Source organism: Acidovorax sp. Leaf160, from assembly GCF_001424265.1.
Taxonomy (GTDB): Bacteria; Pseudomonadota; Gammaproteobacteria; order Burkholderiales; family Burkholderiaceae_C; genus Paracidovorax.
Map to the genome: position 1 here is coordinate 187,036 of NZ_LMOV01000002.1, position 16,734 is coordinate 203,769.

At 65.3% G+C, this 16,734-nt stretch carries 11 protein-coding genes and 1 pseudogene; 9 read left to right on the forward strand and 3 right to left on the reverse strand.

From position 1 onward, the window contains the following. The first annotated feature begins 33 nt into the window (after positions 1-33). The 8 genes from ASF94_RS02930 to ASF94_RS20620 all read left to right on the forward strand — a co-directional run bounded on the left by ASF94_RS02930 (position 34) and on the right by ASF94_RS20620 (position 11,588). A complete protein-coding gene (locus ASF94_RS02930) occupies positions 34-5,859 on the forward strand; it encodes a phage tail length tape measure family protein (RefSeq protein ID WP_056661312.1) in 5,826 nt (1,941 codons plus the stop codon). Then, on the forward strand, positions 5,856-6,782 hold the full coding sequence (locus tag ASF94_RS02935) for a hypothetical protein (protein ID WP_056661315.1): 927 nt from the start codon (positions 5,856-5,858) through the stop codon (positions 6,780-6,782). Before ASF94_RS02930 ends, ASF94_RS02935 begins: the two co-directional genes overlap by 4 nt. Continuing rightward, positions 6,782-7,897 (forward strand): hypothetical protein, encoded by a 1,116-nt coding sequence (locus ASF94_RS02940; protein WP_056661318.1) that lies wholly within the window; start codon positions 6,782-6,784, stop codon positions 7,895-7,897. The genes ASF94_RS02935 and ASF94_RS02940 overlap by 1 nt, the downstream gene beginning before the upstream one ends. Next, on the forward strand, positions 7,894-8,610 hold the full coding sequence (locus ASF94_RS02945) for a hypothetical protein (RefSeq protein ID WP_156382407.1): 717 nt from the start codon (positions 7,894-7,896) through the stop codon (positions 8,608-8,610). Before ASF94_RS02940 ends, ASF94_RS02945 begins: the two co-directional genes overlap by 4 nt. Positions 8,611-8,621: 11 nt before the next feature. Continuing rightward, a complete protein-coding gene (locus ASF94_RS02950; RefSeq protein ID WP_056661324.1) occupies positions 8,622-9,224 on the forward strand; it encodes a DUF4376 domain-containing protein in 603 nt (200 codons plus the stop codon). Next, on the forward strand, positions 9,221-9,541 hold the full coding sequence (locus ASF94_RS02955; protein WP_056661327.1) for a hypothetical protein: 321 nt from the start codon (positions 9,221-9,223) through the stop codon (positions 9,539-9,541). Before ASF94_RS02950 ends, ASF94_RS02955 begins: the two co-directional genes overlap by 4 nt. Beyond that, positions 9,538-10,629, forward strand: coding sequence for a glycoside hydrolase family 104 protein (locus tag ASF94_RS21510; protein ID WP_082492944.1), 1,092 nt, complete (start codon positions 9,538-9,540; stop codon positions 10,627-10,629). The genes ASF94_RS02955 and ASF94_RS21510 overlap by 4 nt, the downstream gene beginning before the upstream one ends. A gap of 239 nt (positions 10,630-10,868) precedes the next feature. Then, entirely contained in the window at positions 10,869-11,588 is a 720-nt protein-coding gene (locus ASF94_RS20620; protein WP_082492945.1) for an IPTL-CTERM sorting domain-containing protein, read from the forward strand. A 1,081-nt stretch (positions 11,589-12,669) separates the two neighbouring features. Here the strand turns inward: ASF94_RS20620 and ASF94_RS02965 are convergent. Beyond that, positions 12,670-13,179, reverse strand: coding sequence for a hypothetical protein (locus tag ASF94_RS02965; protein WP_056661329.1), 510 nt, complete (start codon positions 13,177-13,179; stop codon positions 12,670-12,672). Between the two features lie 1,076 nt (positions 13,180-14,255). On the opposite strand from ASF94_RS02965, the pseudogene ASF94_RS20630 reads away from it, so the two are divergent. Then, positions 14,256-15,013: pseudogene (locus ASF94_RS20630) on the forward strand (IS5 family transposase). Positions 15,014-15,038: 25 nt separating this feature from the next. Here the strand turns inward: ASF94_RS20630 and ASF94_RS21915 are convergent. Together ASF94_RS21915 and ASF94_RS21955 are read right to left on the reverse strand one after the other, a co-directional pair. After that, positions 15,039-16,151 carry a methyl-accepting chemotaxis protein gene (locus ASF94_RS21915; protein ID WP_200933000.1) on the reverse strand — a complete coding sequence of 371 codons (1,113 nt, stop codon included), beginning with the start codon at positions 16,149-16,151 and terminating at the stop codon, positions 15,039-15,041. Further along, complete coding sequence (locus tag ASF94_RS21955; protein WP_200933001.1) at positions 16,151-16,639, reverse strand: Tar ligand binding domain-containing protein; 489 nt, start codon at positions 16,637-16,639, stop codon at positions 16,151-16,153. Before ASF94_RS21955 ends, ASF94_RS21915 begins: the two co-directional genes overlap by 1 nt. Positions 16,640-16,734 lie beyond the last annotated feature (95 nt).

Genomic DNA, 16,734 nt, shown 5'->3' on the forward strand with positions numbered 1-16,734 from the left:
TCCGCCGCAGGGCTTTTTGCATTGGATGTCCGCATGGCCGACATGAAGGTTCAGGGCGAGTTCGAGATGGACACGACCAAGGGCGAAGATGCCCTTGCGCGTGTCGAATCTGGCGCTCGTCGGATGGCGAGCACCGTCAAGCAAGCGGGGGACAGCGCCGCCAATGCCCTGGGCGGCATGGGAGACAAGGCCGAGCAGAGCGCCAAGGGGATGGAGCGCGCCAATGCCGCGCTGGCCGCTGCCGCAAAGCGCGCCATCTCCGAATCGCAGCGGGCGATTGTCGAGGCCCAGGGCTACAACCTGAAGTCGGCGGAGGGCCTGGAGCGCCTCGCGCGGCTGCGCGGCGCCGACGTGGACGCGATCTCGGGGCAGCTCGGCGCGTTGCGCACGCTGCGCGCCGAGCAGGAGCGGCTGACCAAGACGCTGCAGGAACAACGCGACGTGGAAATGCGCGCGCGCCAGCAGAACGAATTCGTGAATTCGCTGCAGAGCCAGGTCACGGCCATCGGCAAGACGCGCTCCGAGCTGCTCGCGCTGCAGGCTGCGCAGCTGGGAGTCTCGGACAAGGCCGCGCCGATGATCGCCCGCCTGCGCGAGCAGGAGGCCGGCTTCGCCAAGCTGGGCACCAGCGCCGGCCAGACCCGCGCCGCGCTGGCGCAGCTCCCCATGCAGTTCAGCGACATCGTGGTGTCGCTGCAAGGGGGACAGGCGCCGCTGACGGTGTTCCTGCAGCAGGGCGCTCAGATCAAAGACAGCTTCGGTGGCGCCGGTGCGGCGCTGAAGGCCATGGGCGGCTATGTCCTGGGCCTGATCAATCCGCTGACGCTGGGCGCGGCCGCCGCCGCCGCGCTGGCGGTGGCTTACTACCAAGGATCGAAGGAGGCAGAAGGCTACCGCAACGCCCTGATCCTGACGGGCAATGCCGCCGGCACGACTTCGGGGCAGATGAAAGCCTACGCCCAGGACATCAGCGGCATCGTGGGCACGCAGGGCAAGGCCGCCGAGTCGCTGACGGCGCTTGCCGGCTCCGGCAAGGTGTCGGCGGAGGTGTTGCGCGATGCTGGCCTGGCCGCAGTGCAGTACGAGCGCGCTACGGGTCAGGCCGTCAGCAAGACGGCAGAGCAATTCGCCTCGCTGCGCAATGAGCCGCTCTCGGGCGTGCTGAAGCTCAACGAGGGGATGAACTTCCTCACGGAGAGCACGTACCGCCAGATCAAAAGCCTGGAAGACCAAGGGCGCATCGCGGATGCCGCGCGCGTGGCGCAGGAGGCGTACGCCAATGCGCTGAGCGGGCGCTCGGCCGAGGTTGAGCGCAACCTCGGCGGCCTTGAGCGAGCCTGGAGGTCAGTGGCGGACTCGGCGAAAAAAGCGTGGGACAACATGCTCGGGGTCGGGCGCGCCCAGACCACCCAGGACCGGCTCAAGCAAGTCCGCGACGAGATCGCCGCTGTCGAAAAGCAGCTGGACGGCGGCAAGGGCTTCGTCTCGACGGAGGGCGGTGCAGCCTATGGCAGCGGTCGTGGCGCGCTGAACGCCGCAGCCCAGCAACAGCTGCGCGACCGTCTCGCAGGGCTCGGCGCTCAGGCCGCGGCGCTGGAGGGCGTTACGTTTGCGGAGAAGGCCGCCGCCGACGCTGCGCGTGAACGTGCGGACCAGATGCGCGCCGCGCAGGCTTGGGACAAGGACGGGGCGAAGTACCTTTCCGATGCGGCCAAGCTGGAGCGCGACCTCACCCAGGCGCGCAACGAGGGCACCGCCGCGGGCAAGTCGCAGGCCGAGATCAACGAGCGCCTGGCGAAGATCCGCGAGGAATACGCCAAGAAGGGTGGTGGCGCGGCAGCGGCCAAGGCGGAGCAGAGTGCCTATGCCACGCTGATCGCGTCGGTGAAGGCGCGCCTGGAGCAGAACGAGCAGGAAATCGCCACCGGCGCCAAGTTGAACGAGGCGCAGAAGCTGCGCATTCAACTCGTCGCCCAACTGGAATCTGGCTCCCGCAAGATGACGGCCGCCCGGCAGGCAGAGACGAAGGCGTCGCTCGATGATCTCGATGCTTCCGAGCGCCGGCTGGCCGTGGCGCAGGCGCAGCGCAAGTTCGAGGGCGAGCGCGACAAGGAGGCTTCACGCATTGCCGAGCAAACGGCCAAGATCAACGAGAAGGCGCAGGCACTGGAAGACGAAGCGGCGGCGTACGGCAAGACCGCCGACGAGCTCCGCGCGCTGACCGTCGAGCGACTGAACGAGCAGAAGGCGATGCTGATGGGCTTCGACGGCTCTCAGCAGCGCATCGACCAGCTCAACGAAGAGATTGCCGCGGTCCAGCGCCTCGGCGCCGCAGAAACCAAGATCGCCGACCTGAAGCTCGGCAGCAGCTCGGACGAACTGCTGAACAACGCCCGTGAACAGGCGAAGCTGTACGAAGACGAGGTGCGCCTGATCGGCCTGTCGGCTGTCGAGCGTCAGAAGGTCGTGGCGCTCCGCCAGGTCGAACTGAAGTACGCCAAGGAGCTGGAGCGCATCAAAAAGTCCGGCGCCAGCGATGACGCCAAGGAGGCGGCCCGCATCAAGGCGCTCGAGGCAAAGCAGATCGAGAGCCAGGCCGCCGTCTCCAAGGTCGTGGAAGAGGACTGGAACAAGACCTCCCAGCTGATCGGCGACACCCTGGCCGACTACATCATGGGCGGCGGCAAGGACGCGGCGCAGTACCTGAAGCGGCTGTTCGCCACCCTGGTGCTGCAGCCCCTCGTGCAGATCGGCGTGGGCGGGGTGCTCGGGGCGCTCGGCCTGGGCGGTGGCGGCGCGGGCGGCGGCGGCGGCGCAGGGAGCATCCTCAACTTCGCCAGCAACGCGCGCTCGGCCTACAGCCTCTACCAGGGCGGATTCTCGGGCCTCACCGCACCGGGCAGTGCCTACTACGGCTTCGCCACGTCGGGCGTGGGCCAGAGCCTGGGCCTGAGCAACTCTGTGGCCATCGCAGGCAACAACCCCAGCGCCTATGCGCCGGTTGGCACCCAACTGGCCACGCCCGGGATGACTGGCTTTGCCGGAGCCGCTGGCTTCCTGGCCGCTGTCGCACTGGTGGCCAATGCCTTCGGTGCCTTCGCGTCCAACAAGATCGTGGGAGGCGGCCTCCAGGGCACGCTGGGCGGTGATGACCTGTCCGCCTACCAGCTGTGGCGCACCGGCGGCACGTTGTTCAACGGCCCGAGCTACCGCACGCAGGACCCCGCCAAGCAGATCAAGGAGTACGAGAAGGAGCTGGAAACCATCCGAGGCGCCGGCAACGGCTCTTCCTACCGGGCCACGTGGCTGCAGGACCAGATCAAGTTCCTCAACGAGCGCTACGGCCCCGACATCGCCCAGGGCAAGAAGCAGTCCGACGCGATCCAGGAAGCCTACAAGGCGATGCGCACCAACGTGGGCGACATGGCCGACGTGCTGGGCCTCGACTCCAGCAAGGTCCGCAAGTACACGATGGCCGTGGGCACCGATGTCATCCACCCCGACACGGGCGGCATGGGCATCAAGTTCGACGGGCTCGACGCGAACGGCATCCAGCAGAAGATTCAGGAGGCGCTCGCCAGCGCGAACAACGCCCTGGCCGAGCAGGTGATCGGCTCGTGGGTGACGACGACGGAGACGGTGCGCCGCACCATCGAGCTCAGCCGGCCATCCAGCGGCGACTCCACCGAGAACCTGCAGGGTGACTACCGGGAGGTGGAAGAGACCGTCACCCGGACGCACTACGTCGCCAGCGAGTTCGCCCGCGACGGCGAAAACGCCATCGCCACGCTGACGCGCCTGGCGACCAGCCTGACCACTGTGAATGGCGTCTTCGAGGACCTGGGAACGACCCTCTACGCCTCCAGCCTGGCCGGTGGCGACATGGCGAGCCAATTGATTGACCTGTTCGGCAACGCGGACAACTTCCGAGGCGCGGCGAGCACCTACCTGCAGAACTTCTACAGCCAGGATGAGCAGCGGGAAGCGGTGCGCCGCCAGCTCCAGAAGCAGCTGGACACGGTGGATCTGAAGCTGCCCGACATCAACGCCGCCGACGCGCGTGCGCAGTTCCGCTCGCTGGCCGAAGCGCAGGACCTCACCACCGAGTCGGGCCGCAAGGCCTACGCCATGCTGCTGCAGCTGGCTGGCAGCTTCGCTGCAGTGACCGACGGTGCCGCGGCGTCGCTGGAGGCTGAACGCCAGAAGAAAATCGCGGACACCCGCGCCGGCCTGGAAGAGCGCCTGCTGGCCGCCCAGGGCAAAGATCGGGCCGTGCTCGACCTGCGCCGCAAACAGGAATACGACGCGCTCTGGAAACTGGACCCCGAGCTGGCAAAGCTGGTCGCCAAGATCTACGAGCTGGAGGATGCATCCAAGGCCGCAGCTGACGCCGCCGCGCGCGCCGCCGAGATCGAGGCCAAGGGCTTCGACATCGAGCAGCGTCGCCTGATCGCGGAAGGCCGCGACCGTGAAGCGCTGGACCTGCGCCGCAAGCAGGAGTACGACGCGCTGTGGAAGCTCGACCCGGCGCTGGCGAAGGCCACCGCCAAGGTCTGGGAGCTGGAAGACGCCGCGGCCGCGCTGGCCGCCGCCGAGGAAGCGCGCGGCAACGCCATGCGCGACCTGGCCGACGCCATGGGCCGCCAGCGCGAAATGTGGGAAGGGCAGCTCGAGGCCATCGACACCCAGCGCCAGGTGCAGCAGGAGGCATTGGGCCTCATCACCGGCATCTTCGACCTGGTGCGCAGCAATGCGCGGGACCTCTACGGCGAGGTGCAATCCACCGCCGCCATGCAGGCCGCCCAGGGCAATGCGTTCATCGCGCAGGCCCTCTCCGCGGCTATGCGCACGGGCTACCTGCCGGAACAGGACGCCCTGCAGCAGGCCATCAGCGGCGCGCGCGCCGGGCTCGACAGCAGCCAGTACCAGAGCCAGGTGGACGCGGACTTCGCGCGTCTGGTGCTGGCCGGCCAACTGCGGGCCCTGGAAGAGATCGCAGGCCCGCAGAAGACGGCGGCCGAAAAGCAGATCGACGCGCTGGACAGCCAGACCGAGGCCCTCAACAAGCTGATCAAGGACCAGCAGAAGGAATACGACCTTATCCAGCGCCAGGTCGATATCGCGAACGGCACCTACAACGCGACCATCACCGTGGCGCAGGCGACGGCCAACATCTTCGCGCTGCTGTCGAGCAAGACGCCGGGCGCCACCGGCAGCGGCTCGGGTGCGGCTGCCGGCGGATCGACGGGCGCAGCGGGCGAGCCGGTCTGGGGAGGCACTGCCACGAGCAAGGGCACGGGCGTCACCCCCTACGTGCCCCCGGCCTACGTGGAGCCCTCGGGCGGCACGGCCTGGGGCGGCACCATGGGCCCGGGCTCGGCCAATCCGCTCAACGCGCTGTTCGTCGACGACGACGGCCGCGTGCACTACGCCGATGGCAGCGTGGGGCCACCGGCCGACGGCTGGGTGGACGAAACCGGGCATTGGGTCTGGGCGAAGAACAACCCCAACTACGGCCGGCGCGGGATGCTGTCCTTTGCCGTGGGCACGAACTACGTGCCGCGCGACATGGTCGCCAACATCCACGAGGGCGAGCGGATCATCCCGGCGGCTGACAACCGGGCGCTGATGGCAGCAGTGAACGCGGGCGGGCAGGGCAACACCGCGCGCCTGGAGCGGCTGGTGGAGGTGCTGGCCGAGAAGCTGGAGACGGTCACGCAGGAGCTGGCCGAGATCCGGGGCAACACGGGCCAGCACGCCGAGCAATTCGACAACTGGACGATGAGCGGCACCGGCGCGGCGCCCGTGAAGGTGTCCAACACCCCCACGGTGCGCGTGACAGAGGAGGCCACCGCGTGAGCCACTACATCGACCCCATCGCCATCTCGGCCGACCAGATCCTGGCGGGCACGAGCCTCGCGGAAGACCCGACGCCGGCCTGGGCCGCTGGCACCTACGCCATCGGCTACGAGTGTCACGTCGTGGACACGCACCGCGTCTACCGCCGCACGCTCAGCACCGCCAGCACGGTGCGGCCTGACCAGGACCCGTCCGGCTGGGTGGACGTGCGGCCGACCAACCGCTGGGCGCCGTTCGATGAGTACACCGACACGCCCGCCGAGTCGGCGAGCGACATCGTGTACGTCCTGCGCTCTCGGTTCGTCAACGCGCTCAACCTGCGCGGCCTGGTGGGCACGGGCGTCAAGGTCGTCATCAAGGACCAGACCGGCGGCGAGGTGCTCTTCCAGTACCCGGAGGGTGGCGGCCTCGCCCAGCTCAAGCGGCCGGCGCGAGGCTACTACGACTATGCCTTCGGGGACCGGAAGTACCAGACCACCCTGGTGCTGCGCAACCTGCCCATGCGTGCGAACGCCGAGATCACGATCACGGTGACCGCCAGCGCCGGCCAGCCGCGCGAGATCGGAATGATCGTGCGGGGCAAGTTCCGAACGCTGCAGGGCCTGGGCATCGGCGGCGTGCAGGAAGACGCCCAGGTGATTCCCAAGACCTACACCGAGCAGCAGGAGCAGCCCGATGGCCGCATGCGCACCACCGTTCGCGGCAGCTCCACCGACCTGAGTTTCTCCATCGTGATGGAGCGCGAGTACGCCGACCAGGCCGTGCAGGCGCTGCAGGACTTGCTGAGCAAGCCGGTCGCCTGGTTCGTCAGCACGCAGTCGGGATTCGCCGGCCTCTCCACCTTCGGCATTGCGCAGCGCTCGCCCGTGCGCTACCGCAACCGCCTCGCCTACATCGACATGCAAGTAAAGGGATACGTCTGATGGCAATCACCGCCCCCACCCCCATCACCGCGGCGCCGCCGGTGCCCGACTCGGGCCAGCCCGAGCCGACCTTCGACGCGCAGTACGAGGCCTTCAACACCTGGGAGCGCCAGCAGCTGGTGCCGGGCGCCAACGCCCTGGCGCAGGTCACCTACCAGAACGCGCTGGAGGCAAAGGCAGCGAAGGACGGCACTGACGGGGCCGTGCAGATCGCAATCGAAAAAGCCAGCCAGGCGGATCAATCCCGCTCTGCCGCGCAAGCTGCTGCCGTCGCGGCGGCCGAGCAAGTGACCCTCGCCGGCAATGCCGCCGGCCAGGCCGAGGCCAGCCGCATCGAGGCTTCGAAGATCAACCTGGGCGCCAAGGCCTCCGCGCCGACCGTGGACAACCAGGGCCAGGCGTTGCGCGTGGGCGCAACCTACTACGACACGACGCTGAACAAGCTGCGCGCATGGACGGGGACCACCTGGGCCGACTCGGTCAATGTGACGGCGGGGGTGAAGTCGCTCAATGGCGAATCGGGCGACCTGGTCAAAACTACGCTCGCCGGCTACGGGCTCACCGACGCCATGGCCAAGACCACGGCACTGGCAGCCGGGGCCAACCTTAACGCCGTGCTGACTCCAGGCTTTTATCTGCTGGGCTCCACCTACACCAACGGATTGGCCGGATTTGAAGGGGGACACCTCATTGTCTCGGCGTTTGGCTCTACGGCGATTCAGTTGCTGGTTTCCTCCTCCAATGGCAACTCCGCATCGCGCGGCGTTTCGGGTATCGGCGGCACAGCCGTTTTCACGCCCTGGCGCCGTGACCTGAAAACCAACTCGACCCCGGTCGCGATGACGGACTCGACCATCCGGACCGCGCTCGGCGACTATTTCACCGACACCGTCTCCGCGAACAAGAGCTACTCGTTCGACAACGGGCTGTCTGCCGCGTCTTTCGCAATTGAGATCACTCACACCGGCGGCGCGATCGCTTGGCCAGGCTTCGTGGTGTGGCGAAACGGGACTGCTCCATCTGGTCTGATGACCGGGCGCCGTCACCTGTTCTTCTTTCAACTGGCCGCAGACAACACGCGCTACTACGGCTCCTGCATCGAGAACTTGCCATGAGTACGCGCGGGATGATGTCGTCATCGGCGTCCTCGGGCGCCGCGCCAGGGCCATCCAACACGCTCAACATCCAGGGCAGCCAGATCGCCCCGGACCTGCGCAGCATGGCCATCGCATCCGGGTGGGACCAGGCATCGAAACTGTTCGTCAACATCACGGCGCCGTACATCAACCGCCTGGTGGTGTCGCAGTCCTTCCCCGCTGGCATCGAAATCACCATCGGCGCGAACACCATCGTGTCGAGCGATGGATCTTCAGCTGCACTCACTGCCAGCGTGCCGGTCTCCGTGCGCAACCTCGGCCAGGTCCTGGCGAGCGGCGGCAACGGGGGATATGGCGGACTGATCACGGTCTTCTACCAAAGCCAGGCAGTCAGCGGGTACGGCGGGGCAGGGGGTGCGGGGGCCGGATTCGCGCCCGGCAGCCTCGCCTACTCGTCCACTGGCGGCGGCGGAGCGTCGGGCAGTTCGCAAACCTACACCGGCCCAACCTTCCCCGGCGACGTGCCCGCAACCGCGCGGGGCGGCGATGGCGGCGGAGGCGGTGGGCACGGACAGGCCGGCCTGTCCGGCTTCCCCGGCAGTGCCTCCGGGACCTACACCTCATCGTCCAGCAGCCCACCAGGTGGTGTCGGCTCGCCGAGCAACGCCGTCACCGGCAATTCATACATCACCTGGCTCGCCACCGGCACGCGCACCGGCGCCATCACCTGAGAGGACTCTCCATGTACGTCAACACCGAAACCGGCGAGTACCCGGTCAGCGAGGCGCAGATCCGCGAGCGTCATCCCGAGTGGTGCTACCCGATCCCCTTCGAGCCCTGCGATGGGTACGCGCTGCCCGCGCCTGCCGAGCCGCCCGCATACAACCCTGCGACGCACCGGCTGGTCGAGTCGGCGATCAAGGACGGCGACGGGTGGCGCCAGAAGTGGACGGTGGTCAAGCTCAAGGCCGCCGAGTCCGCAGAGCTGCTGGCGACCGAGAAAGCGCGCCTGCTGACGGCTGTCACCGCTCGGCGCTGGGAGATCGAGACAGGCGGCGTGACCTTCCCGGACGGCACGCGCATCGGCAGCACGACCGAAGACCAGAACCGCATCACCACGGTGATCGCCAACGCGGCGCTGGCGGGCGTCAGCAGCGTGGACTTCAAGGCCGCATCGGGCTGGGTGTCGCTGACGCTAGCCGAGCTGCAGAGCGTGGCCGCCGCCATCGCGCTGCATGTGCAGGCCTGCTTCTCCGCCGAGCGCGCCCACCACGAGGCCATCGATGCGCTGACCACCCTGGCGCAGGCCCAGGCATACGACATCAACGGAGGCTGGCCAGCATGACCCGCACGACCCCAACCACCAACCCGCGCCGACTCATGAAATTCGATCCTACCGTCAGCACCGGGACCATCATCCAGACGCTGGTCTTCATCATTGGCGTGGCTACGGCCTACGGCGGCTACCGCGAGGACCAGGTCAAGCAGGACGGGCGCATTGCGATGGTCGAAGCGCTGGCCGACAAGGATCGCGACAGCACCAAGGAATCGCTGAAGAAAATTGAAGGCCAGGTGGCTGATCTTGCCAAGAGCAATCAGGACATCAAGGAATCCCTGGCCATCCTGCGCGGCCGCGCGGCGGAACCGGGGAGCCGTAAGTGACCACGGCGACCCACGACCCTATTGCGCTGGTCGAAGCCCTGACGCACGGCAACGTGCGCGCCTTCCTGCGCATGCTGCGCCACGGCGAGGGCACGGCCGGGGAGGATGGCTACCGCGTGATGTTCGGCGGCGGCCGCTTCGACAGCTTCGCTGACCACCCGCGACAGGCCATCACGCGCAAGCTCGGCGGCAACCCGATCACCAGCACGGCTGCCGGCGCCTACCAGTTCCTCTCGCGCACCTGGGACGGCCTGGTCAAGCAGTACGGCTTCGCCGACTTCAGCCCGAAGAATCAGGACCTGGGCGCTGTTGCGCTCATCACGGGACGCAAAGCCCTGGACGACGTGATCGCCGGCCGCTTCGAAGTCGCAGTGCGCAAGTGCGCGCGCGAGTGGGCCAGCCTGCCGGGCAGCCCGTACGGCCAGCCCGTGGTGACCATGGCCCGGGCCCGCCAGGAATACGAGGACGCAGGCGGCACGTACTCGGCGGAGTTGCCGGCCATCACCATCAATCCCATCGCATCGATCACCCCAACCACCCAGGAGGCTCCCGTGACCCCATTCGTCTCAGCCGTGCTGCCATCCCTCATCGACCTGGTGCCCAAGCTGGGCAAGATCTTCAGTTCCGGCTCCGATACGGCCGAGCGCAACATCAAGGCAGCCGAGGTGGTCGTGTCCGCCGCCAAGGAGGCCATCGGCGCGCGCAACGAGCAGGAGCTGATGGAAACCATCAAGGCGGATCCGGAGGCGGCGGCGCTGGTGCGCTCAGCCATCGAGGCGCAGTGGTTCCGCCTGGAAGAACTGGGCGGTGGCATCGCCGCAGCGCGGGAGGCCAACGCCGCCTACCTGCAGCCCAACGCGCCAGGCTTCTGGCTCAATCCCGCGTTCTGGGTGTCCGCAGGCTTCCTGCTGATGCCACTGATGATCCTTTTGGACATGCTCTTCGTCCACCCGGCGGTCTACAACGACACTTTGCGGATCCAGATCGTGACGGCCATCCTGGCGCTGCTGGGTGTGGTGGGTGCGTACTGGCTGGGCACCAGCTTCAGCAGCCAGCGAAAGAGCGACCCGCGGGTAGCAGGAGGGTAGGAAATTGATGAGTACGGAATGCACCCCGGGCGACCGCGCGATAGGTCAAGTCGGTCGTCACCCGGATGCAAAGCTCTCAGGGTTTTTTAAACTGAAGAGTGCTGTGTCATGTTCGCTGTCCCACACCTTTCGTACCTCTGCCGTTAGAAGAGCGTTAGTTCCATTCCCGTGTAACGCGTCACCACTGCTGACAGAACGAAGCTAGAGTTACCGCCTGTCGCAACCCTTCGAAGGTCGAAATGAGAATTCGAAACAGCTTCGTGTGCCTGACCCTGACGCTGACCGGTGCGGTCGGGTTCGCACAAGGTGCGGCCCCCGGCCTTTACGTGCCACCGGGCTCATCGTTTGACACTTCAGTTTTTGGTAGTTCTCTAGACCTCGGTTGCACTTCAGTCTTGGTGGAGGGTGCTTTAACGGTCGGCGGCTCCACAGTGCAGGGCGCAACGGATGTTCTCGTTAACGGCGGTAGTGTTGCCGGCGATACGGGCACCATTAGCCTCAGCGGCACCTTTAGCAATGCGGGCAGCTTCGACCCTGGCACCGGCACGGTGGCATTTGTGGACTCCTGTGGGGCTGGAGACGCGAAAATCGTCGGTCCGACGACTTTCACGAACCTTTCTTTCGCAAGCACCGCCGGCCGTAGGCTCGTGATTCCCACTGGCACTTCCATCACGGTAACGGGCACCTTGACGTTGCAGGGCACGCCAAGCGCGCCTGTTTCGATCGTCACAGCTGATGGCTCTCCTGCAATCATCAATGTCGCTCCTGGCGCAACGGTAGTGAGATCGAACGTCACCCTCCAGCCGGGTGTGACCATCGGAGCACCGGTCGTCGGAACTGCTTCACCCATCCCCACCTTGAGCGAATACGGCTTGATGGTGCTTTCAGCGCTCGTTGGAGTGTTGGCCTTCGCCAACCGCCGCCGCTTCAGTACAAAGGACTCAAATGCACCTGCTTAACCCATCCCTGGTCCGTTCATTGATCGCTGGCAGTGCGGTGCTGTCGACCGTCGCAATGGCAGCGGACATCACCGCTACAGTGCCGCAAGGCGGCGGCTTCGTAGTCAAGGGCGCAACAGCGAATCAGGAACGTTTCCGCGTCCAGGACAACGGCGATGTGTTTCTGCCGGCGATCGGCGGTGCTGCAACTGCCGCTACCCTGACTTGTTTCGACGCAGCTACCGGAAAGCTCGGTCCTTGCGCTGCGGGAGTCGGGGCAGGGCCCGCTGGTCCAGCGGGGCCTGCAGGCCCTACCGGCGCAGCGGGACCCGCTGGCCCACAGGGCCCGGCAGGTCCGATCGGCGCCGCGGGGGCTGCGGGAAGTTCAGGCATCCAGGGCCCAGCTGGACCGCAGGGGCCTCAGGGGGTGCAAGGGCCAGCAGGCCCCGCTGGACCAGCCGGGGCTGACGGCGCTCAGGGCCCACAGGGGGTGGCAGGCCCTGCTGGTCCTTCCGGCTCTGGCTCCAGCGCAAAACTGGTCGATGCCAACAACGTCGTGCTGGGGACCGTACTCACTGCAGCGCGAAACACCGTCGACATTCTCACGACAACTGGGAATGTGGTTTCGTTGCGGTGGACCGGGGCATATGCTCCCGCCCAGATCTACTACTCAGCATTTAGCGGTGGTACGTGTAGCGGCACCGCTTGGCTGAACTCTGGCAATAACGTTCCCGCTTACGAGTATGCGAAGTGGACTGTGTACTCCCTTAGCAAGAGCTCGCTGATGGTTCCTGTGGCGTCAAGCATTCAGCCGGATGGCTCTGCCGTTACGACCACGGTAGCTGCGCAGGGTATCGACAACGCTTCAACCGGCTGTACCGCCAGCTCAAGTACCCAGCAAGGTTGGGAGTTGACCCCTGTAACGCCTGCCTCGATTGGACTTCCAGCCCAAGTCGTTCCTCCGATACGCATTCAGCAGTAAATGCCTCAGCCCTGTGAGTTGAGCCTGCGCCGCACCACCCTTATGGCACGGCGAAGATTGAACGGCTACAGGGGTATGAGGGGGAGTTGCTGGCGGCGCTAGTCGCTTGTCAGCGTCCAATCACGTAGAGGGCCCGTGCTCTAACTGCAGATATGGACGGAACAAGTTGGCGAGCTGAAGATGCTGATCCTGCAGTGCAGCACCCATGTCGTTGAACTTCGTGTACTGCTGCATGTCCACCGGGTGCCCATTTACAAACACCAGCATCGCGCCTTCTAAGTGGTAAATCGCCACCTGCGGCAAAAGTTCACCGTACAACCAATCGGCAATCTTTTCGTCGAACAGCCACTTCACGGGAGCGAATCGCGGGATGTAGTCTCCCATACCGCCTCGTTCCGCTACAGATTCCGGAGACAGGTTGATGTACTCGGCAATCGCGTTGTAGACAGCCACCCGCTTATCGAACAAATCCAGCTTGAGTTTGTTCTGCGCAGTTCTGGCTTGCTGCCGAGCGATGTCTGCTTGGATGGAACCAAATCTCCATGCAATGAAACTGGCAGACATAGCGCCTATGAGCGCTACGGCGGGTGTCAGGTAAGGCTGGACGTCCATGAGCGTGAGACTGGGCATACGGAAATTATGAGCTTGCACTGTTCGCCGACGGCCGAAATCCGGGCCGCCTTCAATTCGTTCTTCAGATCACGGCGATTCCGTGGGATGCGATATCCCCTAAATTCCATATACCGTGATTCAGATGCATCGCAAATTTCCCACCAATCGGGCGCCAGGCCGCGCCAGCTCTACGTCGATGGATGAACTTGTGATTCCTGTTGTCGTGGGTTCGAGCCCCATCAGCCACCCCAAGTAAATGAAGCCGCTACAACTTTCAAGGTTGTAGCGGCTTTTCTGTTTTGTTCACACGGTGGAAGCATGTGCTCAAAGGGCCTCGCGTCTCACTCCGCGCGGACGGCCACAAACCTGGGCCTTGACTGCCGGGCTCGTGTGCATCTCCAGCAGCTGGCTGTGGCCAACTCGCGCACGAGATCGCCGCCGATCCAGAGCTGATGCAACCCCTCATTCCCGCCAGCGTGCGCCTCGTGTGCCACGGGCGGCCCCGAAAGTTGAAGGAACCGGCAGGCCGCACTCGGGGCGGTGTGTGGACCCTTCTCATCCAGCGGCAGCGCCGGCTGTTGGTTGCTTTGGCCGCAGCGTAAGACGCCGGAATTTCCAACGAACGCTCTGCCGAGATCAATAAGGCTGCGCAACCGGAGCACGGCTGCGCGGCTCTCGGCTGCATGGCGCCGTCCACATGCCCGGTTTCAAAACCGCAGGCAATCAGGTAGCCAACGTGCGCGCTGCGACGAGAGAAGGGGAGGCCTTCCATTCGCATCACTGATCACGGCCAGACCTGCTCTCGGACACTGGCCCGTCGGCGCGAGCTACGTGCGGGCCCGGCGTTCCGGTGTTTGGATTGAGCAGTTGCAGAACCAAGCCACCAGCGACGAACTGGTCAGCAAGCACATGCGGGTGGAGCACATCGCGGCCTTTCAGCCCGGATCCGCCGACGCACTTGCAGACTATCGGAATACCCGCAGCGCAGTGCGCCGCGTGGAGGGAGCAATGTCTCTACCGGCAGGGCGATGCCGGCGGCCGGTCGGCTCCTAGGGCGTGTCATCAAATCTGATGGATGCTCCGTTATCAGGAGCATGAGTCGCAGATATGCCCTGACAGATCGCCAATGGAGCCAAATCCAAGAGCTGCTGCCCGGCAGGGCCGGACACGTTGGAGCCCCCGCCAAGGACAACCGGCTGTTCGTCGATGCGGTGCTCTATCGCTACCGCGCCGGCATTGCCTGGCGCGACCTGCCCGAGCGCTTCGGCGATTTTCGCGTCGTGCATTTGCGCCATATGCGATGGAGCCGCAGCGGTGTGTGGCAGCGTGTTTACCAGGCCCTGGCCCAGGACGCGGACAACGAGTACGCCATGATCGACTCGACCATCGTGCGAGCGCACCAGCACGGCAGCGGTGCCAAAGGGGGGGCTCGGCACAAGCCATCGGCCGCAGCCGAGGAGGCCTGAGCACCAAGATCCACGCCACGGTGGATGCGTTGGGCAACCCCACGGGCTTTCTGCTCACGCCGGGGCAGGCCTCGGATCTGGACGGTGCGGACGTCCTGCTGCGGGGCATCAAGGCACGCATGGTCATCGCCGACAAGGCGTACGACGCCCAGCAGAGGGTGGTCGATCCCTTGCTCAAAGCTGGCAAGGCCGTGGTCATCCCCAGCATCCGCACGCGCAAGCAGCAGCGCGAGTACGACCAACATCTGTACAAGGCGAGCCACCTGATCGAGAACTTCTTCGCTCGGCTCAAGCAATACCGCGCCATTGCCACCCGCTACGACAAGACCGCTGCGGCCTTCCTGGGTGCCATCCATCTGGCTGCCGCTGTCGTCTGGCTCATTTGATGACACGCCCTAGCCTCATCAGCGATTACGCGGGTCGAAGCGCAAGGGTCGCAGGCAGGGGCCGCGCCGGGCTGGTCAGCGCCAACTTGTCAGCCGGGAGTTTGAAGACTTCCACCGCTTCCACCAAGGCCTTCGCTTGATGGCTCAGGCTTCCGGCTGCCGCTGCCATTTCCTCGACGAGCGCAGCGTTCTGCTGAGTCACCTGGTCCATCTGGGTGATGGCCTCTCCCACCTGGGTGACGCCCTGACCTTGCTCAGTGCTTGCGGTGCTGATCTCTCCCATGATCTCAGTCACGCTGCGGATGGAGGAAACCACTTGCAGCATGGTGGTGCCGGCCTTGTCGACCAGGGCCGAGCCCTGTTCCACCCTTTGCACGCTGGCGCTGATCAGTTCCTTGATTTCCTTTGCAGCAGTCGCACTGCGTTGGGCCAGACTGCGCACTTCAGTCGCCACGACCGCGAACCCTCGTCCTTGCTCGCCCGCTCTGGCCGCCTCCACTGCAGCATTCAAGGCCAGTATGTTTGTCTGGAAGGAGATGCCATCGATGACACCGATGATGTCGGCGATCTTCTTGCTGCTCTCGTTGATGCCCTTCATGGTTTCAACCACTTCCGCCACCACCTGCCCGCCCTGACCAGCAACGGTCGCCGCTTCGCGCGCGAGTGCATTGGCCCTGTGCGCATGGTCGGCGTTCTGCCGCACCGTGGAGCTGAGCTCCTCCATCGACGCGGCGGTCTGCTGCAGTGCGCTGGCTTGCTCTTCCGTGCGGCTGGAGAGGTCGGTGTTGCCTGCGGCGATCTGCGAACTCGCCGAGGAAACGCCCTGGGCGTTGCCACGCACGCCTGTGACGACGTCGGTCAGGTTGTCTCTCATCGAGGCCAAACCTGCCATCAGTCGGGCGATTTCGTCCTGGCCATTGACTGCAATCTCGGGAGTGAGATCGCCTCGAGCTACCGTTGCGGTGACCTGCACCGCCGCGTTCAACGAGCTCGAGATCTGGCGGATCATCGCGCCGCCGATGAGCGCAGCGAGCAGTACGGCAGTGACCAGCGAAACGAGGACGACGGCCCTGATGGTGTCATAGCTGGCAGCGGCCGCGTCGTATTCTGCTTTGGCTTGCGTCAGCTGGATGCTCATCAATTGAGACAGAACGTCTGCAGCGGGTCCATCGCGGGATACATGTCTTTCGCCGCGAAGGCTGCGACCCCGGCCAGATCATTCGACCGGAAGAGCTCCAGCAATCTATCGGTGGCTGCATCGGCCTTCACGCGCAACGGCTTCAGTTGGTCGGCTAGCCGCAATTCCTCAGGCAGCAACTTGGTCTGGAGGTAGGTTCCCCACTGGGTTTCGATGTCCTTGCGGGCCTCCTGAATCGACTGAACCCCTTGGGCTGCAGTCATAGAGCCATCGCGGACTTTGTGCGCGGCATCGACGATGCTGACCGCGTATCTGTCCGCCACGATCTTGATTTCGTTGAGCGGCACCACGCGATCTTCATAGACCGTTTTCAGGCCCTGGTTGGCACGGCTCAGGCCCGACAGTCCCATTGCGCCCACGATGGCTACGAACATGCAGAGGGTTGCGAGCAACGCCACCAAACGGGTCGAGATGTTGAACTTGTTCACGGAGTCACTCCAGCCGGGCGTAGCTGCCCCTATGTGTTGCGGTATCCCACAGCCTTGGTAGCCATCGCTATCGACTGCTGTCAACTCGGGGAGGG

Bases quoted from the DNA above. Each gene is read 5' to 3' on its own strand.
- ASF94_RS02930 (WP_056661312.1), top strand. From the start codon at position 34: ATGGCCGACATGAAGGTTCAGGGCGAGTTCGAGATGGACACGACCAAG.
- ASF94_RS02940 (WP_056661318.1), top strand. From the start codon at position 6,782: ATGGCAATCACCGCCCCCACCCCCATCACCGCGGCGCCGCCGGTGCCC.
- ASF94_RS02945 (WP_156382407.1), top strand. From the start codon at position 7,894: ATGAGTACGCGCGGGATGATGTCGTCATCGGCGTCCTCGGGCGCCGCG.
- ASF94_RS02950 (WP_056661324.1), top strand. From the start codon at position 8,622: ATGTACGTCAACACCGAAACCGGCGAGTACCCGGTCAGCGAGGCGCAG.
- ASF94_RS02955 (WP_056661327.1), top strand. From the start codon at position 9,221: ATGACCCGCACGACCCCAACCACCAACCCGCGCCGACTCATGAAATTC.
- ASF94_RS20620 (WP_082492945.1), top strand. From the start codon at position 10,869: ATGAGAATTCGAAACAGCTTCGTGTGCCTGACCCTGACGCTGACCGGT.
- ASF94_RS02965 (WP_056661329.1), bottom strand. From the start codon at position 13,179: ATGCCCAGTCTCACGCTCATGGACGTCCAGCCTTACCTGACACCCGCC.
- ASF94_RS21915 (WP_200933000.1), bottom strand. From the start codon at position 16,151: ATGAGCATCCAGCTGACGCAAGCCAAAGCAGAATACGACGCGGCCGCT.